The organism is Virgibacillus senegalensis (genome assembly GCF_000821245.2).
In the GTDB taxonomy this organism is placed as follows: domain Bacteria; phylum Bacillota; class Bacilli; order Bacillales; family Amphibacillaceae; genus Sediminibacillus; species Sediminibacillus senegalensis.
Window position 1 is genome coordinate 149,886 of the sequence record NZ_LN611423.1, and the last position, 20,340, is coordinate 170,225.

Sequence of the window (20,340 nt, forward strand, 5' to 3'; positions counted from 1 at the left end):
ATTCCTATTAATAATTATGCAATATTTTATCGTTTTTTGTTTATATTTTGGGTTTAGGATAATATCTATTCACTAAAACTAATAAAATTAAGTGCGTATTTTCCTGGGAAGCATTTTGATTCATCCGTTAATTCCAGCCTTTTAAAGGATCATCTTTCCCTTTGAACCTTTGGCAAAAAAAGACCCGGAACAACGTTTATGAAACGCCATTCCGGGCAAGTAAGGTTTAGTAGGTAGTAGTATAATTAAAGCAATTTGGAAATTGCTTTATTAATAAAATAATTTTGTTGAGAAAATGCTTGGTTCTGCATCTTTAGATAAATCAAAGGAGAAAATACTTGGTTCTGCATCCTTCGCTAAGTTAAAAGAAAAAATACTTGGTTCTGCGTCTTTGGATAAATCAAAGGAGAAAATACTTGGTTCTGCATCCTTCGCTAAGTTAAAAGAAAAAATACTTGGTTCTGCGTCTTTGGATAAGTCAAAAGAAAAGATACTTGGTTCCGCATCCTTCACCAAACTATCATAATTCTCACCTGCTAAATATACACCACTTAACAATAATACTCCTAAAATTAACTTTACTATGTTCCTTTTCAAATTAAACCCCTCCTAAATTTTTATTAATTGCTCATATGAAAAATTTGCAAGCTTGTAGTACTTTGAAGCCAATTTGTACTTACTTTGCCCTTCGTAATGCTTTCCTACCATGTTAGTATAAACGATTAAAGACGCATAGTCCTTCTGTTTTTGTAAGTAGGGTATAAATTCTCCAACAACTAGTTCTTCAAACTTTTCATCTTCATTATTCAAAGCATAGTTGTATGTTCTTAATTCATAATCATAGATTTTAAATCGGGAACGATCTAAATCTTTCATGATTTTATTACCTTCATCTACCATTTCTTTACACATGTCATAGTTTTTATTAACATAATACTCTCTCATTAACGAGGTTATTGCTATAAGTATTTCTTTAAGTTTTAAAAACTCCTTCTTCTTTAATACTTCTCTATAACATTTTATTGAATTAGCATTATCTCCTTTAGATGCATATAAGTTAGCTAAATTAATATTAGTTAATTGAATCAATTCATCATGTTTATTTAGCTTCGCAAGGTGCTGAGCAAGATTATAATTCTTAATAGCTTTGTCGTAAATCCGTATTCTTCTATAAGAAATTCCAAGAAGAATATGACATTGGGCACAGCGTATAAAGTTGTAATTTTTGCTGTATGCCTCTAGAGCCTTGTTTGCATAATCAATTACTTCCAATGTGTTACGGAGTTTACTGTATGTAACAGCTAGGGTGTACTTTAAATCAGCGACTTCCGCTTCGGAAAGCTCGATCTGATTCGCTTTCTCTTCAGCCAATTTGTAGAACCTAATAGCTTGATTGAATTCTTCAATGACCGAATTGTAATTGCCCTTGAATTTCATCCAGAAATACAGCTGGTAGTTATCAAAGGTGTTGGATACTTCCTTCAAGTTGTTAATCTGCTTCAGAGCTAAATTGACTTCATCCATAATTAGGTAATATCGAATCTTGTGAATTTCAAATAATACCTGGGTGTGGGAATAATTGTTGTCGATGATCTCCTGCAATTCGTTGAATTTTTTCGTGATCTCTTCCTTGTCGTTGACCTCGAACAACATATCGAACCATTCTTGACACTTCTCTTTCAGCAGCGTGTCTTCTTCGCTCTTGATCTCCACCCCGAGCTTGGTGCACAACATGTTGATAACGTCCGTACTTGGCTCTGTTCGGCGATTCTCAATCTTGGATAAGTAGGACTCTGAAACAATTCCTTCTGCCAGCTCTTCCTGTGTCATGTTTTGTTTGATTCTATGCAGTTTAATAAAAGGGCCAATTTCCATAGATTGTCCACCTCGTACATTTAGGGTAAATAACCTATGTTTATAGATGCTTCGTTAGACCAATGGGACTATCTATAAATATGGGTTTTTCCTGTAATTCCATAATAACACATTTCATAAAAATTCATATTGGGAAAGTTACAGCGTTTTTATACGTTTAAACACACAAAAAACTTTCCTACTTTCCTAAAAAAAGAAACCCAGACCTTTTATATGGAAAAGGTCTGGGTTTTCTCGGTTTTATTATAGCATTTCCGAAGTCGTTTTCGGCTGCATCAAATGAGACAAATAGTCTGGTCCTCCGGCTTTTGAATCAGTTCCCGACATGTTGAAACCGCCGAATGGATGGTAACCGACGATAGCTGCGGTACATCCTCTGTTGAAGTACAGATTGCCGACATGGAAGTCTTCACGAGCCTGTTCGATGTGGGCCCGGTTATTGGTAATTACTGCACCTGTCAAGCCATATTCGGTATTGTTGGCAATTTCGATTGCTTCGTCGAAGTCTTTTGCTTTTGTGAAACCGACTACTGGACCGAAGATTTCTTCTTGCATAATACGGGATTCAGGAGCCAAGTCAGCAAAAACAGTCGGTTGGATGAACCAGCCTTGGGAATTGTCCCCTGTTCCGCCGGCCATCAGCTTGCCTTCCTGTTTACCGACTTCAATGTAGTCAAGAATTTTATTGTATGCACCTTCATCGATAACCGGCCCCATGTACGTATCATGACGGCTTGGATCCTGGACGTTCACTTCCTTCGTCTTTTCGACTACGCGGGCCAGGAGATCATCATAAATATCTTGATGCGCTACGACTCGGGAGCAAGCCGAACATTTTTGGCCTGAGAAACCGAATGCGGAATAAGTAATGGCATCGGCAGCAAGCTCAAGATCAGAATTGTCATCGACAACAATGGTGTCCTTTCCTCCCATTTCGATAATGGAGCGTTTCAACCATTTTTGTCCTGGCTGTACAACTGCTGCACGCTCGTAAATGCGGGTTCCGACTTCACGGGAGCCGGTAAAATTGATGAATCTAGTGCGAGGATGATCTACTAAATAGTCCCCTACTTCTGAACCGCTACCCGGAACGAAGTTTACAACACCAGCCGGCATCCCCGCCTCTTCAAGCACTTCCATTAGCTTGTAGGCAATGATCGGTGTCGCACTTGCAGGCTTTAGCAATACCGTATTGCCGGCTACCATAGGTGCAACGGTTGTTCCAGCCATAATGGCGAATAAGAAGTTCCATGGAGAAATGGTGATTCCCACACCGAGCGGGATATAGTGAAGCCGGTTGTTTTCAATTTCGCGGCTGTTCACCTCAACGCCATTTTTCATATCAAGCATTTGGCGGCCGTAATATTCCATGAAATCGATCGCTTCTGCCGTATCGGCGTCTGCTTCTTTCCACGGTTTTCCGCCTTCTTTTACGAGGTGGGCCGTAAATTCGTGCTTGCGTCTGCGCACGATGGCTGCAGCGCGGAACAGAATATCAGCACGCATTTCCGGATTGGTCTTCCTCCACCATTCAAATGTTTCATCTGCTACTTTCATTGCTTTTTCAGCAAGCTCCTGGTTAGCTTTCGAAACATAACCAATCACTTCAGATTTATTCGCAGGATTGTAAGAAACGATTTTTTCTTCGGTAGTAATACGCTCTCCACCAATAATCAACGGATACTCTTTGCCGAAGTTTTCTTCAGCTTTTTTCAGCTCCGCTTCCAATGCTTTACGATTCTCTTCAATCGTAAAATCTGTAAAAGGTTCGTGCTTGTAAGGTGTTACCATGAACATGACCTCCTTATTCTATCAAACATTCAGGCCTGAGCTTGCTTTACTAGATTGTCAGGCACAACCATTTTCCATTTTAACCGAAAATGTCGCACAATTCAAACGCTTTCGAAAAGGCTATTGATAGATATGGACTTTTGGTTCGTCTTCACCTGCATCTCTTGTGATCAGGCTTTCCTGTCGCTGATTGGACTTAATATTGATTTCCAGGTCGTAGTAATTTTCAAACGTTTCCATGGCCACCCCGTATACATATTGGGTAAATCCAACCACTTCCGCTTTTCCTTGAAATTCAATTGGTATTTCAATTCTGAGTTTTTTCAATTCGTCATCGATGTAAAAGCCTTTTCCGATCACTCCTGTGTAATTCGGGAAGTATTCCCCTACATCCTGTTCAAATGTCTTCATCCGATCGCTTTCTTCAGAGTAATTCTCTTTAGCCTCGCCAGAAGGAAACAACACGTTTTCTTCGTCAATTGACTCCCATTCCCCGATAGAAGAGGAATTGGCAGAAACGGACGTTGTGGCAACAAATTCTCCCGGAACAAGCGCGCTCCGTTCTTCCTCCCGGTAAAGGGCAATCATAATCGGTACATCGGGCATGTCTTCCATTCCTCTGACACGCTCCAATATTTGCTGGGCTATTTTCTTCCCTTCACGAAGCATTTCTTTCTGACTAATATCTTCATAATAGTACGGGCCGCCTTCTTCTGTCTGGAACCGATAGTTAGACTTCAGCGCGATCCCGATCGACATACCGCCCAGCTCCACTGTATTTTCTCCAGTTTTTTGCAAGTAGTCCTGTTCGAGGATGTGCGATAAATACCTCGGATTGTCCCTGAAAACTTCTTCTTTCGATCCTTTTTCCACTTTCGGGTTCAAATCGTCAATCCAGGTAAGCACCGTTTCTTCATCGATTTTCTGGCCTTCCTGAAAGTAGTACTTGTCTGGGTCAAAGGCTTGCTTCGAGTGCCTGCGCAAGCCTTCTTCAAATTCCCCAATATCCAACCGGTTGGCGATCTGATCTACGATTACCCCCCGGGCTTTGCTAACCTTGTAAGGGAGGATTACCTTGTACTCTTCTTCCGTCACATTGTAGCTGGGAATGATGGCCGTTTCCTGGCTGGTATCATCCTGATTCTCTTCGATGATTTCCTCATCATTGTTAAAGGAAGGCGCACACCCGGAAACTGCCAGGAGTACACACAACCAAATGACTGCTTTTCTTTTCATCCTGTTCACCCCTACTCCTCCAAGGCTGTTTTCAATTGTTCTTCATCCCAGATTTCAATATCCAGCTCTTTTGCTTTGTCATACTTCGATCCAGCATCTTCTCCGGCAATTAATAAATCGGTTTTCTTGCTAACGCTTCCGGTTACCTTTCCGCCAAGCATTTCGATTTTTTCTTTTGCTTCCGGCCTCGTATAGATTTCCATTTTACCGGTCAGAACGACTGTTTTTCCGGCAAATATCGAGTCCATGGTTCTTTCCGATTTTTTCACACCTTTATATTCCATGTTCACGCCAAGCTGTTTCAATTCTTCTATCAATTCCATTACTTGTGGTTTTTGGAAGTAACGGACAACGGAATCAGCCATTTTATCGCCGATTTCATACACTGCCGTCAAATCCTCGTAGGTTGCAGCTTTCAGCCGGTCCATGTTTTCAAATTCTTCAGCAAGTGTTCGGGCAGCCTTGGATCCAACAAAGCGGATCCCGAGACCAAATAAAAGGTGCTCCAGAGAGTTCTGCTTGGAAACTTCGATTGCTTTTAGTAAATTATCTACCGATTTTTCACCCATTCGTTCCAGCTTCAACAGTTCCTCACGTTCCAGCTTATAGATGTCGGAAATGTGATGTACGAGCTTTTCGTCAAATAACTGCTCGATCACCTTTTCCCCCAATCCGTCGATGTTCATGGCATTGCGGGAAACGAAGTGAATCAGTCCTTCTTTTAATTGGGCGGGGCAGTTTGGATTGAAACAACGCAGGGCAACCTCTTCCTCAAGACGGACGAGCTCGCTTCCGCAAGCAGGGCAATGCTCCGGCATATGGAATTCCTGCTCTTCTCCGGTCCGCTGCTCCTCAACCACGCGGACGACTTCCGGAATAATATCGCCGGCTTTTTTGATCACGACCGTATCACCGATTCGAATATCTTTTTCGCGAATCAGGTCTTCATTGTGCAAGGAAGCACGCTGCACCGTGGTACCGGCAACCTTTACAGCGTCCAACAGCGCTGTCGGAGTCACGACACCGGTCCTGCCGACGCTTAACTCAATATCGTACAGCTTGGTGATCACTTCCTCAGCGGGAAACTTATAGGCAATTGCCCAGCGCGGGCTTTTCGCAGTATAACCAAGCTCCTCCTGCTGATCGAGACGATCGACCTTGATGACGATTCCGTCTATATCATAATCAAGTGCGCTTCGTTTTTCGACCCACTCGTTGACATAGCTGATCACTTCGTCGATATTAGCACACTTGCGCCATTCCGGATTGGTTTTTAACCCGAGCTTTTGCATGTATTCCAGCCGTTCGCTATGGGAGGTTAACGTACCAGCTTCCCATTGTCCTACACCATATAAAAAGATGCTCAGATTACGTGTGGCAGCGATCCTCGGGTCCAGCTGTCGTAACGAGCCTGCTGCCGCGTTGCGCGGATTGGCAAACGGTTCTTCACCATTTTGTTCTTTCGCTTCATTCAAAGCGAGAAAAGACTTTTGTGGCATGTATGCTTCTCCGCGGACTTCGATTGGTTCCTTCTCACTGATTTTCAATGGAATACTGCCAATCGTACGCAAATTGGTCGTTATATCTTCTCCAACGGTTCCGTTTCCGCGTGTTGCCCCTTGGACGAACTTGCCATCTTCATATTTCAACGATACTGCCAGCCCGTCGATTTTCAATTCGCACACATACGAGACGCCTTCTCCGACGCCTTCCCGGACTCTGCGGTCAAAAGCACGAAGATCCTCTTCATTAAAGGCATTGGCCAAGCTGAGCATCGGCACGGCGTGTTGAACCTTCTTGAACTCATCGATTGGTTCTCCCCCGACACGCTGGGAAGGCGAATCCGGCGTAACCAATTCGGGAAACTGACCTTCCAGCTCGAGTAATTCGTGGAGTCGCTTATCGTATTCGGCATCCGGCACACTCGGTTTATCCAATACATGATATTCGTAACCATACTGGTTTAATTTGTCTCTTAATTCCTCAACTTTTGCTTTGGCTTGTTCCAGATTCATTTCATACACCTCAATTTATTCTTTAGTGATTGGTGCGAACTTTGCCAGAAGCCGCTTGATGCCTGTCGGTGCAGGAAATGCAATATCCAGTTCCATCGCTTCCCCTTCGCCATGGACCTTGACCACCGTTCCCTGTCCCCACTTTTTGTGATTGGCTTTATCACCCGGCTGCCAGCCGATACTTTCTCCTCCAGTTGTCGCAGGCCGGTTGATTTTCTTCGCAGACCTTTTCGGTGCGGCGAACGGATCTGGTTTCGACTGGGTCGGCCCGAATCCGAACGGTGCTTGCTTGGCCTCTTCCAATCCTTCCACCAGCTCTTCGGGAATTTCATTGATAAAACGGCTGACCGGATTCATATTGGTACGGCCGAACAATGTCCGCATTTTGGCATGGGTGAGGAACAATTGCTTTTCTGCCCGCGTGATCCCTACATAGGCAAGGCGGCGCTCCTCTTCCATTTCTTCTTCATCCATAATCGAGCGGCTGTGCGGAAAGACATTTTCCTCCATGCCGATCAGGAAGACGACTGGGAACTCCAGCCCTTTGGCAGCGTGCAGCGTCATAAGGACGATTTTATTATCGCCCATTGGATCGTCGTCGACCCTGTCGATATCGGCAATAAGCGCCAAATCTGTCAGGAAGGCAATCAACGTTTTGTCTTCACTGTTTTCTTCAAAATGCTTGGTAACTGTCTTGAATTCCTCGAGGTTTTCCAGGCGACTCTGCGCTTCAATGCTGCGCTCATTCCTTAGCATCTCTTCATAGCCTGTCCCTTTTAAAACTTGTTCAACCATGTCGGTTGCGGACAGGAATTCCTGCTGTTGTGTCCAATTGCGGATCAAGCCGCCGAATTCAGCAAGCGATTTGGCGGCTTTCGCGCTTACTCCGGTGAAGTCGACCTCCTGGACAGCTGTGTAAAGGGAAATACCGTGTTCGGCTGCGTACGCCTGCAGCTTCTCGAGTGATGTCTTTCCTACACCGCGTTTCGGTTCGTTGACGACACGCGCGAAGCTCAAATCATCATCCGGATTGGCAATCAAACGAAGATAGGCCAGCATGTCTTTGATTTCTTTTCTGTCATAGAACTTGGTACCGCCGACGATTTGATAAGGAATATTCGCTTTCACAAACGTTTCCTCGATCGAACGCGATTGGGCGTTGGTCCGGTACAAAACGGCAATGTCCTTGTACGTATAGTCGCCAGACGCAATGAATTCTTCCACTTTATCGGCAACGAACAGTCCTTCATCCTGCTCGGTAGCTGCCTGATAATAACGGATTTTGCTGCCTTCATTATTTTCCGTCCACAGGTTTTTCGGTTTTCTGCCGGAGTTGTTTTTGATGACCGTATTAGCTGCATCCAGAATCGATTTAGTGGAGCGGTAGTTTTGCTCGAGCATCACGGTCGTCGCATTCGGATAATCTTTTTCAAAGGACAGGATGTTTTGAATGTCCGCTCCCCGCCAACGGTAAATCGACTGATCGGAATCGCCGACAACGCACAGATTCTGATAGCGGTCCGCCAATTGTTTTACCAGGTAATATTGTGCATGGTTCGTATCCTGGTACTCATCGACATGGATGTATTGAAAACGGCGTTGATAATATTCCAACACTTCCGGCACGCGGTCGAACAGGTTGATCGTCTGCATGATCAAATCGTCAAAGTCGAGCGACTGGTTCTTTCTCAAAGTCTTCTGGTAGCGCTCATAGACCTCGGCAGTCTGTTTTTCATAGAAGTTTCCAACCGTTTTGCTGTACTCCTCCGGGGTGATCAGCTCATTTTTCGCCGAACTGATTGCGCCGAGCATGGCTCGAGGCTCGAATTTTTTCGGATCGATATTCAGGTCTTTTAAGATTTGCTTGATGACAGACAATTGATCACTGCTGTCGAGTATCGAGAAATTGCTGTTAATGCCAATCCGATCGATATCCCTGCGCAATATCCTCACACACATCGAGTGGAACGTCGAAACCCAAATATTTGCTCCTTCCGGTCCGACAAGCTGGTATACTCTTTCTTTCATTTCCCTTGCTGCTTTGTTGGTGAACGTAATCGCCAAAATGCTTCGCGGCGAAACTTCTTTTTCCCCAAGCAAGTAAGCAATTCGGTGGGTTAGCGCACGGGTCTTCCCACTTCCTGCTCCGGCCATAATCAAAAGCGGACCTTCTGTATGGGTTACCGCTCTACGTTGTTCTTTATTTAATCCTTTCAGCAAGTCATCCATCGTTTGACTCACATGTGACACCACCTTTATTTATTTCCCTTGACTGCTTTGACGGTTTTCAATGCACTTTTCAAATCATCGTACACACTGTTGCCGACGATAACCACATCTGCATATTGCTTCATTTCCTTTGCCTGCTCAGGAGCCGAAATACCTCCGCCGTAAAACAACAATGTCTGCTCGAGTTCCCTGCTTACTTTTTCAACAAGCCGGGGATCCCCATACGTACCGCTGTATTCCAGGTAAAAAATCGGCAAACGGAACATCTTCTCTGCCATTTGAGCATAAGCGACAACGTCTTCCTCGGAAGGCTTGAAGCAGTCGGTAACCTGGAATGCCTTTGCTTCATCATTTAAGATGCAATAGCCTTCGACGAACAATTCATTCCAGTCGATAACATCTCCATATGCTTTTACCGCCTGGTGCTGCAGGTCGAGCATCCATCTCTTATCGCGGCTGTTTAACACCATCGGTATATAGTAAAAATCAAAGCCCGGAGTGATTGCTTCCAAGTTAGATACCTCCAACACGACAGGTACTGTGAAGCGACGGATCCTTCCCAACAGATTCAGAACGTTATCCAAGGTGACATTGTCGGTTCCCCCGACGATCACTGCGTCAGTGCCCGATTCACACACCTGTTCCAACGCTTCATCGGAAATTTCCTTATCGGGATCCAGCTTGAAAACATGCTCCCACTGCTTCATATCATACATTCAATAACTACCTCCATCCGGAGCCGGCCACGGCCCGGCTGCTAAAGTGAAGCCCCTGAATCCACAGAGGTTCTATTCTATATCCATCTAATCATTATACCAAAAAACAATCAATGAATAGAGTGAAAAAAGCGTGAAGTTTTAGGAAAACCAAGACCAGGGACTGACCCCCACCACATTAGCGTGTTAGCGCGACGCAGTGTTAGACCGGTGGGGGACTGTCCCCGGCTTGAGCGGCGGACGATAATACGATCCTTCATTGGACTTTTCTTATGAAATGGAAGGATTCTATGTTCTTCTAATGGAATAAGTAAAATAAATGACCAAAAGAAAAGGGGGAATATTACTTGGTGAAGAGAAAACCAAGATTAGTCTTACGTGTAGAAGATTTAGAAAGGTCGATTGCTTTCTATACCTCTGTCTTAAAATGGGCGAGGGAAGCAGAGTTTTTGGATGGGGAGATCCTCCAGCTGCGCATTCCAAGCGGAGATGCTGCCATTCTAACCAGTAACTCAAAGGTAGATATCACCGAATATACAGATGTAGCTTTCGTCGAACCGAAGCCCGGCAACCGTTTTTACCTCATGGGGGAAAAGGTAGCTGTTCTTCAAAAAAGGCTGGAGCAAATGGGATTGAATAATTATGAAACGGAAATAGATCCTGGCTTTGGACAAACGATATTCATTTCCGATCCGGATGGCTATATTGCGTCCTACTGGGAAGAATTGCACATGCCCGATGAAGAAATAATTGATTTGTATAAAAATGGACCGGATAAGCTTGAACAGTCATTGGCTGGTTTGACAGAACAATCCCTTGACCTACGTCGAGCCCAAGGAAAGTGGTCTATCAGGCAAACCGTCCTTCACCTTATCGATTCCGATTTAACCACATTCAATCGAATGAAATATGCCTTGGCCGAGTCTGGCAGGGACTATACCGTTAATCCCTATGATCCAAACCAGTGGGTATCCGGTACGGAATATGGTAAAAGACCGATTGATACAGAAGTAAAACTGTTTCGGTATTTAAGAGAACACATTATAAGTCTTTGCGAGTTACTTCCAGATGCCCTGGACCGTTCCGTCCGAACAGAACAAGGAGAACTGACTGTCCGAACCATGGTTAAAATGGTCGCCGGTCATGCCAAGGGACACATCAAGCAAATAGAGGAAACACGACAAGTACACAACATTTAACTAAGACCGACTCCTTAATATCGTGTGTAACGGTAATCTCTTCGAAAAAACCGCCTGGTTCGGTTCCAAGCGGTTTCCCTATTTCTTCTTCTCTTGAACAGATGGTTATTTTTGTGCAAGGAGAATGTACACCTTATCGGTAGGTTTCAGCTTCTTGACGACACGGAAACCCTCCTTTACCATTTCCTGTTCCATATCTTCGGCGGCAATTCTAGGATGATGGTTGCTATCCTCCTCGTGCTTTTCCAACTCGACACAGACAAAATATCCTTCCGGTTTCAGTACTTGCCTGATTTGCTGCAAAGATTTGGATAAGGGGTCGATTTCATGAAGAACCAGCGACGCAATTGCAATATCTACCGAATCACCAGGTAATGGTATATCATCAATCCGTCCGTTTAATGTCCGGACATTCATCAGCTTGTGTTTTTTCACCTTGGATTGGATGACCTCCAACATGTCAGGGTCTACATCCAATGCATAAACCGGTCCACCAGACGCCTTTGCGGCAGGAATCGTTAGATAACCCGTCCCGGCTCCTAAGTCCAAAAACGTGTTTCCTTGCTTGACCGGAATCATACTGAAAAGCTGGTCCGGTGGTATATCGCCTCTTTTATCCGGATTCTCTAGGAATTCCATTTTTCTCGCCAACCGTTCCTTTTTCATCTGTTCATCATGCTTATGTTTTTCCATATAGTTTACTCCTCCTCTTTTTCACTACTTGAGATCGTTTTTAAAAGTCTTCATTCACTAAATCTGCTACTACGCCAATCGCTGTTCTACACCCCTCGCTTGCAGCGATTACCAACTGGGCAGGGGCAACAAGGGCATTATCCCCACATGCATACACCCCTTCGACTTCCGTACGGCCGAAATCATCTGTTTCTACTCCGCCCATTGTATTCAATGAGCACCCTAAACTTTCTATTAATGAGGATGCCTGCCTGAGCTCGCTCGCAACAAAGCCGCCTTCTCTTTCCAATTCCTCCCCTCCCTTGAATCTGATTATTTTCAGCTGGCCCTTGTCACCTTGAAAGCTGTCTATTTCTTTGTCGATGATCCGGATATTTTTCTTCAATAACAATTCTTTTTGTTCTGCTGTGAAAGGAGCTTTTCCATTCGTAGAAACCACCAGGTCTTTACTCCAATTAGCTATCAATTTCACACCATGCATGGCACGCTCATCTTCTGCCACGACAACTAGTGGACGGTCTCTTAATTCCCATCCATCACAAAACGGACAACTGAACAAACTCGTCCCGTAAAATTCATGAATTCCCTCAATATCAGGCAACACGTCTGTAAGTCCTGTGGCTAAAATGACCTTTCTGGTTCGATAACGGTTACCACCACCTGTATGAACCAAGAGGGCTCCGTCTTCTTTTTGAATATCTGTCACACGTTGATTCTGGATTTCAATACTGGGATATTGCTTCAATTCTTCCTTGGCTAGTCGTTTGAATTCCGATGGTTTAATCCGATCTCTTGTAATAAATCCATGAGATTCATACGTGACCGCATTTCTTGGTTTGTCTTCATCGAATAGCACGATTTTCTTTTTTGCCCTAGCAAGAACGAGGGATGCATTCAATCCCGCCGGTCCTCCTCCGACAATTACACAATCTAACAACACATCTGTTTCCTCCTTCAATAAAGTATATTAAAGACTCTTAATATCTATAATTTGGGTAAAAAAATTAGTGAGAATGGTTTAATGTGTTTTTCTCATCCCGTGCAGCTTCCATTTGTTTGGCAATATCACTGATATATTTTTGGTCTAATTCCTGTCTCAATTTTTCTTCTGCATCGAACATCACGTTTTCAATCAAACATTCCCCACTCTTGGATTCTTCATGTTCCATGGAACAACTGAAAAGCGTTGTCTTCCCCTCAATCGCCTGTATTACATCCAAAAACGAGATTTCACTGGAACGCCTTGCAATACTGTATCCGCCTTTCACACCAGGTGTTGACTCAATCAATCCCGCCTTCACCAGCTTGGTTAAAATTTTGGACAAGTATGTCGAAGACAAGTCTTGAGCCTTCGCCAGCTGGTCTACACCAACTGATTTCCCCCTTGGCACTAACATTAAATGCACCATGGTGTGTAAGGCGTAATTGGTCGCTTTGGAATATTTCATTTAACGTTCCCACCTCTCAAAATATATTAAAGACCTTTAATATCCTTAATTAGTGTAAACGAAAGAAATCAAAATTGCAAATGGATTACCGGTATTTTCAAGAGACTTATTCATTTACCAGCTAAGTATAGGTAACATAGGTACCTCCGATAAAGTCGTGAATTCCCCGGTTATCTTTTAGAACAAGGACCATTGCAGCGCTAATAAGGGTAGTGATGCCGAATGTCGCTAATCCCAGCAGAAAATAGCCGACAAGTTCTCTCAATATCATATTGGACAGCTTTACCCTCTTTCCATCCACCCGTTTCAATTTGATTTTACAAATACGCTTACCTATAACATAACCACCCCATACTACCGGTGTAATGGTGAAATAATCAGTATACACCAGTTTCCAGGTTACTCCACTCAACGAGTCAATCGAAAAACCCCCCTTTGAAACGTACAATGTCAAACCGCTAAAGAAGATAAGAATTAGAGCATCCAGTAGCCTTGCAAGTAATCGGATTACAAACCCGGCGTATCCCGTTCCATTCTCATACCCCCTTATTTATTGGGACAGATGCTTTCTCTGGCACCTCGTCACCCAATCTATCAAAAAGTCCCGATCTTCCGGAAAACATAGCTCTAAATCCTTTAACTCATCGACACTTTTCCAAGAAATATCATATATCAAATCGTCAGGGTCTTGAATAACCCGCTCACCGCCGATAACTTCAGCTAAAAAGTAATGCACTTCAACAAATATATCGAGCGTTTTATCCCTATAGCTTTTCAGCTTTATTTCCTCCCCTATCTCCACCAGATAACCGGTCTCTTCCTCCATCTCCCTCATGCAGCATGCTTCGAACGTTTCATTTTGTTCCCATCCTCCAGATGGGACAGTCCATTTTTTAACCTCTTCCGGTTTTCCTTGTAAAACCATAAGCAATTCACCAAGCTGATTAACGCAAATACCTGCAGAACCAAACCATTTTTTCATTCTAGCTAACTCCTTTTCCATCTTTTACGTGACTTTTTCAATGAAAAAAACTTGCCTATTCCCTAATAAATTAAACAGAGATATCCTTGTAAACCTCTGTCAGTTTTTGTTTTTCCGATCACTATTCCTTTGTTGATATAATGTAGCATTAAACAGTAATATAGCCACTAAAAGAATGGTAAGCATTATAGTATCGATTAGCGGCTTTTTCGTGCTCAATACCATTGCAAGGAACGTATAAATCAGAACAAATAGGACAAACAGATTCCTTTGAATTCTAATCTTCCTCACCCACAATCTTATCCGTATTAAGATGCACTTCATCATTTAGAGCGACTTCAAAAAAAGTGATATACATCATAAAATAGTTCATGAAAGCCACATGAAGATTATGAAATTGACTTTTTTTATGTTTTCCTGGACCTAAAGCTACCAACATATTATCTAGATCTTCTTCACCTATTTACAGCATGTCCTTTCTCACTAGTCAATCTTCCTCAAACAATGGAAGGACCACGTTCTGTTCTCGGTCAAGTCAATCGGTTTTTCCGATTCCATTTCATCTAAGTCTTTTTCAAAAGTATCTTTGAATTGCTCTACGTCTTCGAGATATCCATCAACCATTACCGGATCTGGTTTGTAAGCGTACGTTTTATGGAGACTGAAGATAGAATAGGGATAAAACCAGGTCACTGCCAGGATAATAACCAGGACAAAACCAACCGCACCAACCATAATCTTTTTGTCATTCTTGCCACATGGGTTCCTCCATTTTATGAAGCGCGGCTATTGCTACCCCATAAGCTATAAACTCCTTCAAACTAAATTATACAATTGCTGAAAATCTCTAATAATGTACTCAGCATGAGGGTTTGTATCTTCCAGCTCTGTATAGTAACAAGCACTTATACCGGCGTTTTTTGCAGACAATAAATCCAGATTCCTGTCCCCTATCATGATTGCTTCAGTGGGTTTGATGCCATGTTTCTTTATTAGATGCCGAATGGCAGCGGGACTCGGTTTTCGTTCAAATCCATGTTGAGAGGTGATGAAATCCGAAAAATATTCATCCAACCCGAACTTCTTTAGTAATCTAATGGATGACTCTCCTCTATGGGTGTACAAGTAATTTTTTCGGTCGGTTGAATGAATGTACTTACAAACCTCCGTAATTCCTTCAAAAGGTTTGGAAGAATCAGCTTCCATTTCTTTTCTACGTATTTGATAATTTGTCTTAAATGCATTGTCTATTTGGTACTTCTTTTCATAATAATCAATGGCAGCTGACATCGAAATCTTCATTTGTTTCATTATGCTTTCAACTGGCTCTTCTACCCCTCGCTCTTGAAGCGCTGCTTGAAAGGTTTTGGCCATCACCGGGTAAGTATCAAAAAGGGTGCCGTCGAAATCCCATATGATGTGCTTGTACATATTCTGACTCCTCCTGTAAAATTCTTTTCTTCTTTTGAACCAGTCCCTTTGTTCTATAACGTCTTGTTACTTTGTGGTCTTACAAAACTGGTTCTTTCGATTACTTCTGATAAGTCGATTTCGGGATGTTCCTGCTGGACCAATCCATAGATTTCTTGAAGCAATCCTTCAAGTTTCCGAATGCTTTCCTCAGGAGGTGCCGTGAAGACAGACGGAAGGCTTCTCGAAATATTTTTTGGTGCTACTTTCATCCTTTCCAAGGTACGCTTTTGCCATTTAAAAGCAGGGTGATGCACATATACCCGATTTAACCCAAAAAGCATTCCCATGATGTTCGACTGGACAGAAGTGATCACCTTATAAAGCATCAACCAATCTTCTCTGGCAAGCAATGCTTCACGATTACTCCATCTGTTGCCTAAATCAAGATTTTCTCTAATCATGGCCGAGCCCAGTTCTTCAGGATATACTTCCACTTTCTTTTTTAGTTGATCAATGGTTCTCTCACCGGCAAGCGGAATCCCGTCATAAACAGTAGCCGTCAAGCATTGTTTATCGAAGTCTGTATCATAATTTAAGACTACCTCATCGAGAATCCGGTGGATGGTATTTGTCAAAAAGTTACTTATCTCTAACTTGACTCCTTGTGTTATGTACGTTTCCGACCACTCTTCTTCTTCAAAAGGGTAATAATCGATGATCCTTCCATTAACATCATTAATAGGACTTTTTCTATCCTCATCATTTGGACTTTCTTTCCAGAACACAAATAATTCGATGTCAGAGTAATCATCCTGCCAATTGCGCGCCACCGATCCGCCAAGCAAGACCCCTTCAACTTTATCGTTTTGCATGTATATTTCCGAAAGGTCCGTTGCCAATCGTAATAAATCCATCTAACTCTCCCCCTTTCAACGCCTTTCCCACTCAACCTGTATTATCGATCACGAATGGATGGTATTCATCAACCAAGATCTGCACATTATTTGCTAACGATAGACGGAGTGGATACACAGCTGCTGCTTTGCTCGAGAAAATCCATCTTCTCCCCGGCTGGGTCAACAATAGGAAGACCTCTGTCTCCCTCTCTCCTATAAAGTTAAGCGAGGAGCCATTTATTGGCTCGTTATCCCGTTCTTTTAACCCGAACTTCTTTAGCTGTTCACCCGCTGCAATGGCATCCTCTACTGTTAGACTGATTTCGCTGATGTTTACAATGTTTTTTGTCGAGAAGGGCCCCTCTTCCGATTCCGTGATAGAATGCCTGGCAATGAATTCTACAATATTACCTGCCGGATCATAAAAATAAAAGGAACGCGCAGATAAGTGGGGAAAGTCAGCTTCATCTTCTCCGTTCTCCAGATTTAAATCGACTTTCCGTTTCACCCATGCCTTTGCTTCATAGAACTTGTTTTCCGGAATAGAAAAGGCAAAATGATAGTAAGGTTCTCCTCGTGCATCTTTCCCAGTAAATACTAGTTTGCTGGAGCCCGCAGCTATTTGAAAGCTATCTCGACCTTCATCTGTTAATGGAAACCCTAGAACGTTTGTATAAAAATCTTTCATCTTCTCTACCTTACTGGTTTTCAAGGTAACTTGCTTTATTTGCATCGTTTTCCCCCTTTAAATACCGTGCGTATTCATTAGTACAATTCGCCAGCCATCGGGATCTTCGATTGTTTTCCCCTTTTCTTTCCAATAATGATTTTCCGGTTCCGCTTCACCATATCCCATATCGTTCAGCCGCTGAGCTACCTTCTCTTGTTCATCCTTATCCGGTATATAAAAAACCAACAGATTGTCTTTTGTTGGAGCGGGACAAGGACTTCCGTCTACATGACGGGTGAATTCTAAATGGTAAGGAAGATCAGGCAGTCCAAAAATAACACCTTCATACCCTCGGTGACCCGAGAATGTTGTAAGTATCTTGAGTCCCAGCCCTTGTTCATAAAAACGAATCACCTCATCAAACTTATCAGTGGGTCTCGCGATTCTAATTTGAGAGGCGGAAAAATCAGTAAACTTCATCGTCTTCCCCTTTCCTTAACAACAGATTTACGCATCATGCTTTGTATTTACCCTATTAGCTACCCTCATTTTAACATTCATTTCCATTGTTTATTAGAAAAATCTGAAAAAACAAGGAAATACGATAGCTATCAACCAGCATCGCTCCATCATAAAAAGCCTAAACCATCGTGTGATTTAGGCTTTTACTTGTCTTCTGTTTTACCATTTGTATCTATCGCTCGTCTGCCGGAAAATGAACACCCGTCTGGTTACGGATTTCTTCCAGCACCCTGGCCGTTTCCAGCGATCGCTCGAGCGTACAGATTTCCGATTCGGTCTTCCCTTGCTTGATCAGCTCAACAAACGCCTCTGCTTCATAAAACATTCCATTTTCCACTTGGGGTCTGCTAATATCCTCCGTGCTGCCATCTTTGTACTTGATTTCCACATGGGTCGGCGTGTTGATATTGTCTACAAGAATACTTCCTTTTTCCCCCTGGATTTCGGAAGGAAGATAGGAATTGGCTATTTTGGAATACATTACAGAACCGTTGAAGTCAGGGTAATCAAAAATGGCGCTACCTTGACCATCGACGCCGGAATCAAGCATCAGGCCGCTTGCCGTGATACGCTCCGGGCTGCCGAATAGCGTAACCATGGGATAGATGCAATACACGCCGATATCCATCAACGATCCGTTGGAAAAAGCCGGGTTGAATGCATTGAGCACGGTCCCTTCCTTATAGGCATCATAGCGGGAAGAGTATTGGCAGTAGCTGGCAAAATAGCGACGGACCGTCCCGATTTTCTCCAGGTTGTCCTGTATCGCTTGAAAGTTAGGAAGGAAGACAGTCTTCAACGCTTCCATCAGTAAAACACCGTTTCGTCTGGCAGTTTCAATCATGTGCTCTACTTCCTGACTATTCGAAGCAATCGACTTTTCCACCAACACATGCTTGCCATGCTCCATGCATAAAATCGCCTGCTCGGCATGTAACGAATTAGGACTGGCAATATAGACAGCATCAAAAGCATCGCTAGCCGCAAACTCCTTTAAATCTGTATATGTATGTTCGGCCCCGTGCTTTTCTGCAAAGGAACGGGCTTTCTCCGCTTTCCTGGAGTACACAGCTGTCAATTTAAAACCATCTACCTGTGCCGCTCCATCAAGAAATTTTTCCGTTATCCAGTTGGTACCGATTATTCCGAATCTCACCATTTTCTAACCCCCATATCTTTAATCCTTCAAAACAAACGCCGGTCTACGTTACCCGCAGTCCCGGCATCTGATCAATCTTCCTCTACTTCCTTATCTTTTTGTTCCAGGCGGTCAAGCACCATGGAATAAGCATCATTCCCGTAATTCAAGCAGCGTTTCACACGGGAGATTGTGGTGGTCGACGCATTTGATTCCTCGACGATGACACCATACGTGTCGCCTTCGCGGAGCATTTTTGCGACCAGCAGCCGCTGTGCAAGTGCCTGAATCTCACTGATCGTGGCGATGTCGTCGAAAAACCGGTAGCATTCTTCCCGATCCTTCAAGCTAAGGATGGCATCAAACAGTCGATCCAGCTGCTCGCCCCGTAATTTATCTATTTGCATTTTCCTACACTCCTTGTAAGAGGTTGTCCAAACACGTTTCTTAGTTGATGGTAACCGTTTCTTGGAGGCTTTTGCTGTCCGGTATTACGTTGATCCAAGTTTTACCCGGGACAAACCCGACTGGTTCACCATCTTTCACCGGCAGGATCCTCCCATCGAAGTTTTCCCACTGGACTTCCTGTACTTTCCCTTTTTGAAGCAAGTACGCCGGTCCGCCGGATTCCATATCGACTTCGCGTCGGCCAGCATCATCGATGACCTCATGATGGGTGGCCATAATGAGGATGTTATCTAATTGTACCGCTTCCTCACCATCCAGTTCAACTGTCTGGCTATCTCCATTATAACGCAAGTATTTGTCCAATTCCTCATCATAAACATATCGGACAGGAGTATCATTGTAAGAAAATGAAACTTCAGAGGCACTATCTCCAGGAACATCCGCTGTTTCTTCACCGTTTAAAAACGGAAGCGGCTCATAATCCGCCTGCATCTCATAGCCTTTTCCCTCGGCAACCTCTTTCACAGCCGCAAACTGTAAATAGGAATTGTGAGGAGCTACACGATCGGAAGACCTTTTGAACAAATGACCGTCGTTATCATAATATGCACCATTCAAATGATCGGCCGCTCCGTTTTTCAGCATATCCTCGATAAAGTTAGCAGCACCGTGATACACATAGAGCGCTCCATAATCATCTGCCAGATTGAAGTAATAAGGCCGGGCACTTCTCACCGGACCGATCACGTCTGGCTGTTCACTGTGAAACAGTGCCATGAATCTGGTAATTCTTCCTTCCGCCAGAATCTCAAAAACGATATCCGCTTTCGACAGCCCGGATTGCGGTCTCGCCTTATGATGATTGTTTACCATGACCGCGACAATCCGGTTATCAACCGGTTCGTTTGTGGCAATTCCAGTCAACGGATAGACATTCTCATACTCGGATTCTTCTGGTTCTTCCGGTTCAGCAGCCGGTTCCTCCTGTTCCTGTTCGTCCGCTGGTTCAGGTTCCGGTCCTTGAGACTGCTCGTCCTTCGAGCAAGCAGCTGCCAATACGACGATTAGCAGCAGGCCAAAAGCAAGCATCATCCATTTATTTTGCATTC

Annotated in this window: 21 protein-coding genes; 1 reads left to right on the plus strand and 20 read right to left on the minus strand. The window is 43.6% G+C overall.

All coding sequences use genetic code 11. The features are described 5' to 3' along the window. Window positions 1-270: 270 nt before the first annotated feature. From BN1067_RS02145 to pcrB, 7 genes are all read right to left on the minus strand, one after another. Complete coding sequence (locus BN1067_RS02145) at window positions 271-597, minus strand: hypothetical protein (protein WP_053217285.1); 327 nt, start codon at window positions 595-597, stop codon at window positions 271-273. A 12-nt stretch (window positions 598-609) separates the two neighbouring features. Continuing rightward, on the minus strand, window positions 610-1,875 hold the full coding sequence (locus tag BN1067_RS02150) for a helix-turn-helix domain-containing protein (RefSeq protein WP_053217286.1): 1,266 nt from the start codon (window positions 1,873-1,875) through the stop codon (window positions 610-612). Window positions 1,876-2,118: 243 nt separating this feature from the next. Continuing rightward, entirely contained in the window at window positions 2,119-3,666 is a 1,548-nt protein-coding gene (pruA, locus tag BN1067_RS02155; protein ID WP_053217287.1) for an L-glutamate gamma-semialdehyde dehydrogenase, read from the minus strand. A gap of 120 nt (window positions 3,667-3,786) precedes the next feature. Next, on the minus strand, window positions 3,787-4,902 hold the full coding sequence (locus tag BN1067_RS02160) for a CamS family sex pheromone protein (protein WP_053217362.1): 1,116 nt from the start codon (window positions 4,900-4,902) through the stop codon (window positions 3,787-3,789). Window positions 4,903-4,913: 11 nt separating this feature from the next. After that, window positions 4,914-6,917 carry an NAD-dependent DNA ligase LigA gene (gene ligA, locus BN1067_RS02165; protein ID WP_053217288.1) on the minus strand — a complete coding sequence of 668 codons (2,004 nt, stop codon included), beginning with the start codon at window positions 6,915-6,917 and terminating at the stop codon, window positions 4,914-4,916. 15 nt (window positions 6,918-6,932) lie between these two features. Then, on the minus strand, window positions 6,933-9,146 hold the full coding sequence (pcrA, locus tag BN1067_RS02170) for a DNA helicase PcrA (protein ID WP_407701345.1): 2,214 nt from the start codon (window positions 9,144-9,146) through the stop codon (window positions 6,933-6,935). 26 nt (window positions 9,147-9,172) lie between these two features. Beyond that, the gene (gene pcrB, locus BN1067_RS02175) at window positions 9,173-9,862 is read right to left on the minus strand and encodes a heptaprenylglyceryl phosphate synthase (protein WP_053217290.1); all 690 of its coding nucleotides are present in this window, start codon (window positions 9,860-9,862) and stop codon (window positions 9,173-9,175) included. Between the two features lie 350 nt (window positions 9,863-10,212). Between pcrB and BN1067_RS02180 the strand changes: the two genes are divergently transcribed. Beyond that, the gene (locus BN1067_RS02180) at window positions 10,213-11,061 is read left to right on the plus strand and encodes a DinB family protein (protein ID WP_199868453.1); all 849 of its coding nucleotides are present in this window, start codon (window positions 10,213-10,215) and stop codon (window positions 11,059-11,061) included. Window positions 11,062-11,166: 105 nt separating this feature from the next. Here the strand turns inward: BN1067_RS02180 and BN1067_RS02185 are convergent, their stop codons facing one another. From BN1067_RS02185 to BN1067_RS02245, 13 genes are all read right to left on the minus strand, one after another. Continuing rightward, a complete protein-coding gene (locus tag BN1067_RS02185; RefSeq protein WP_053217292.1) occupies window positions 11,167-11,754 on the minus strand; it encodes a class I SAM-dependent methyltransferase in 588 nt (195 codons plus the stop codon). Window positions 11,755-11,794: 40 nt separating this feature from the next. Further along, the gene (locus BN1067_RS02190; RefSeq protein ID WP_053217293.1) at window positions 11,795-12,694 is read right to left on the minus strand and encodes an NAD(P)/FAD-dependent oxidoreductase; all 900 of its coding nucleotides are present in this window, start codon (window positions 12,692-12,694) and stop codon (window positions 11,795-11,797) included. Between the two features lie 64 nt (window positions 12,695-12,758). Then, window positions 12,759-13,202 (minus strand): RrF2 family transcriptional regulator, encoded by a 444-nt coding sequence (locus BN1067_RS02195; RefSeq protein ID WP_053217294.1) that lies wholly within the window; start codon window positions 13,200-13,202, stop codon window positions 12,759-12,761. Window positions 13,203-13,323: 121 nt separating this feature from the next. Further along, window positions 13,324-13,752 carry an RDD family protein gene (locus BN1067_RS02200; RefSeq protein ID WP_110943265.1) on the minus strand — a complete coding sequence of 143 codons (429 nt, stop codon included), beginning with the start codon at window positions 13,750-13,752 and terminating at the stop codon, window positions 13,324-13,326. Then, window positions 13,753-14,184: an NUDIX hydrolase gene (locus BN1067_RS02205; protein ID WP_053217296.1), complete on the minus strand. Its 432-nt coding sequence runs from the start codon at window positions 14,182-14,184 to the stop codon at window positions 13,753-13,755. Between the two features lie 483 nt (window positions 14,185-14,667). Beyond that, the gene (locus tag BN1067_RS02210) at window positions 14,668-14,919 is read right to left on the minus strand and encodes a hypothetical protein (RefSeq protein WP_053217297.1); all 252 of its coding nucleotides are present in this window, start codon (window positions 14,917-14,919) and stop codon (window positions 14,668-14,670) included. 81 nt (window positions 14,920-15,000) lie between these two features. Continuing rightward, complete coding sequence (locus BN1067_RS02215; RefSeq protein WP_053217298.1) at window positions 15,001-15,615, minus strand: HAD-IA family hydrolase; 615 nt, start codon at window positions 15,613-15,615, stop codon at window positions 15,001-15,003. Window positions 15,616-15,668: 53 nt separating this feature from the next. Then, window positions 15,669-16,511, minus strand: a complete 843-nt coding sequence (locus BN1067_RS02220) for a DUF4037 domain-containing protein (RefSeq protein ID WP_053217299.1) — start codon at window positions 16,509-16,511, stop codon at window positions 15,669-15,671. A gap of 31 nt (window positions 16,512-16,542) precedes the next feature. Next, window positions 16,543-17,226 (minus strand): VOC family protein, encoded by a 684-nt coding sequence (locus BN1067_RS02225; protein WP_053217300.1) that lies wholly within the window; start codon window positions 17,224-17,226, stop codon window positions 16,543-16,545. A 12-nt stretch (window positions 17,227-17,238) separates the two neighbouring features. Then, window positions 17,239-17,643, minus strand: a complete 405-nt coding sequence (locus tag BN1067_RS02230; protein ID WP_053217301.1) for a VOC family protein — start codon at window positions 17,641-17,643, stop codon at window positions 17,239-17,241. 214 nt (window positions 17,644-17,857) lie between these two features. Further along, entirely contained in the window at window positions 17,858-18,844 is a 987-nt protein-coding gene (locus BN1067_RS02235; RefSeq protein WP_053217302.1) for a Gfo/Idh/MocA family protein, read from the minus strand. A gap of 71 nt (window positions 18,845-18,915) precedes the next feature. After that, window positions 18,916-19,230, minus strand: coding sequence for a YerC/YecD family TrpR-related protein (locus BN1067_RS02240; RefSeq protein ID WP_053217303.1), 315 nt, complete (start codon window positions 19,228-19,230; stop codon window positions 18,916-18,918). Window positions 19,231-19,270: 40 nt separating this feature from the next. Further along, window positions 19,271-20,338: a DUF3048 domain-containing protein gene (locus tag BN1067_RS02245; protein ID WP_053217304.1), complete on the minus strand. Its 1,068-nt coding sequence runs from the start codon at window positions 20,336-20,338 to the stop codon at window positions 19,271-19,273. Window positions 20,339-20,340 lie beyond the last annotated feature (2 nt).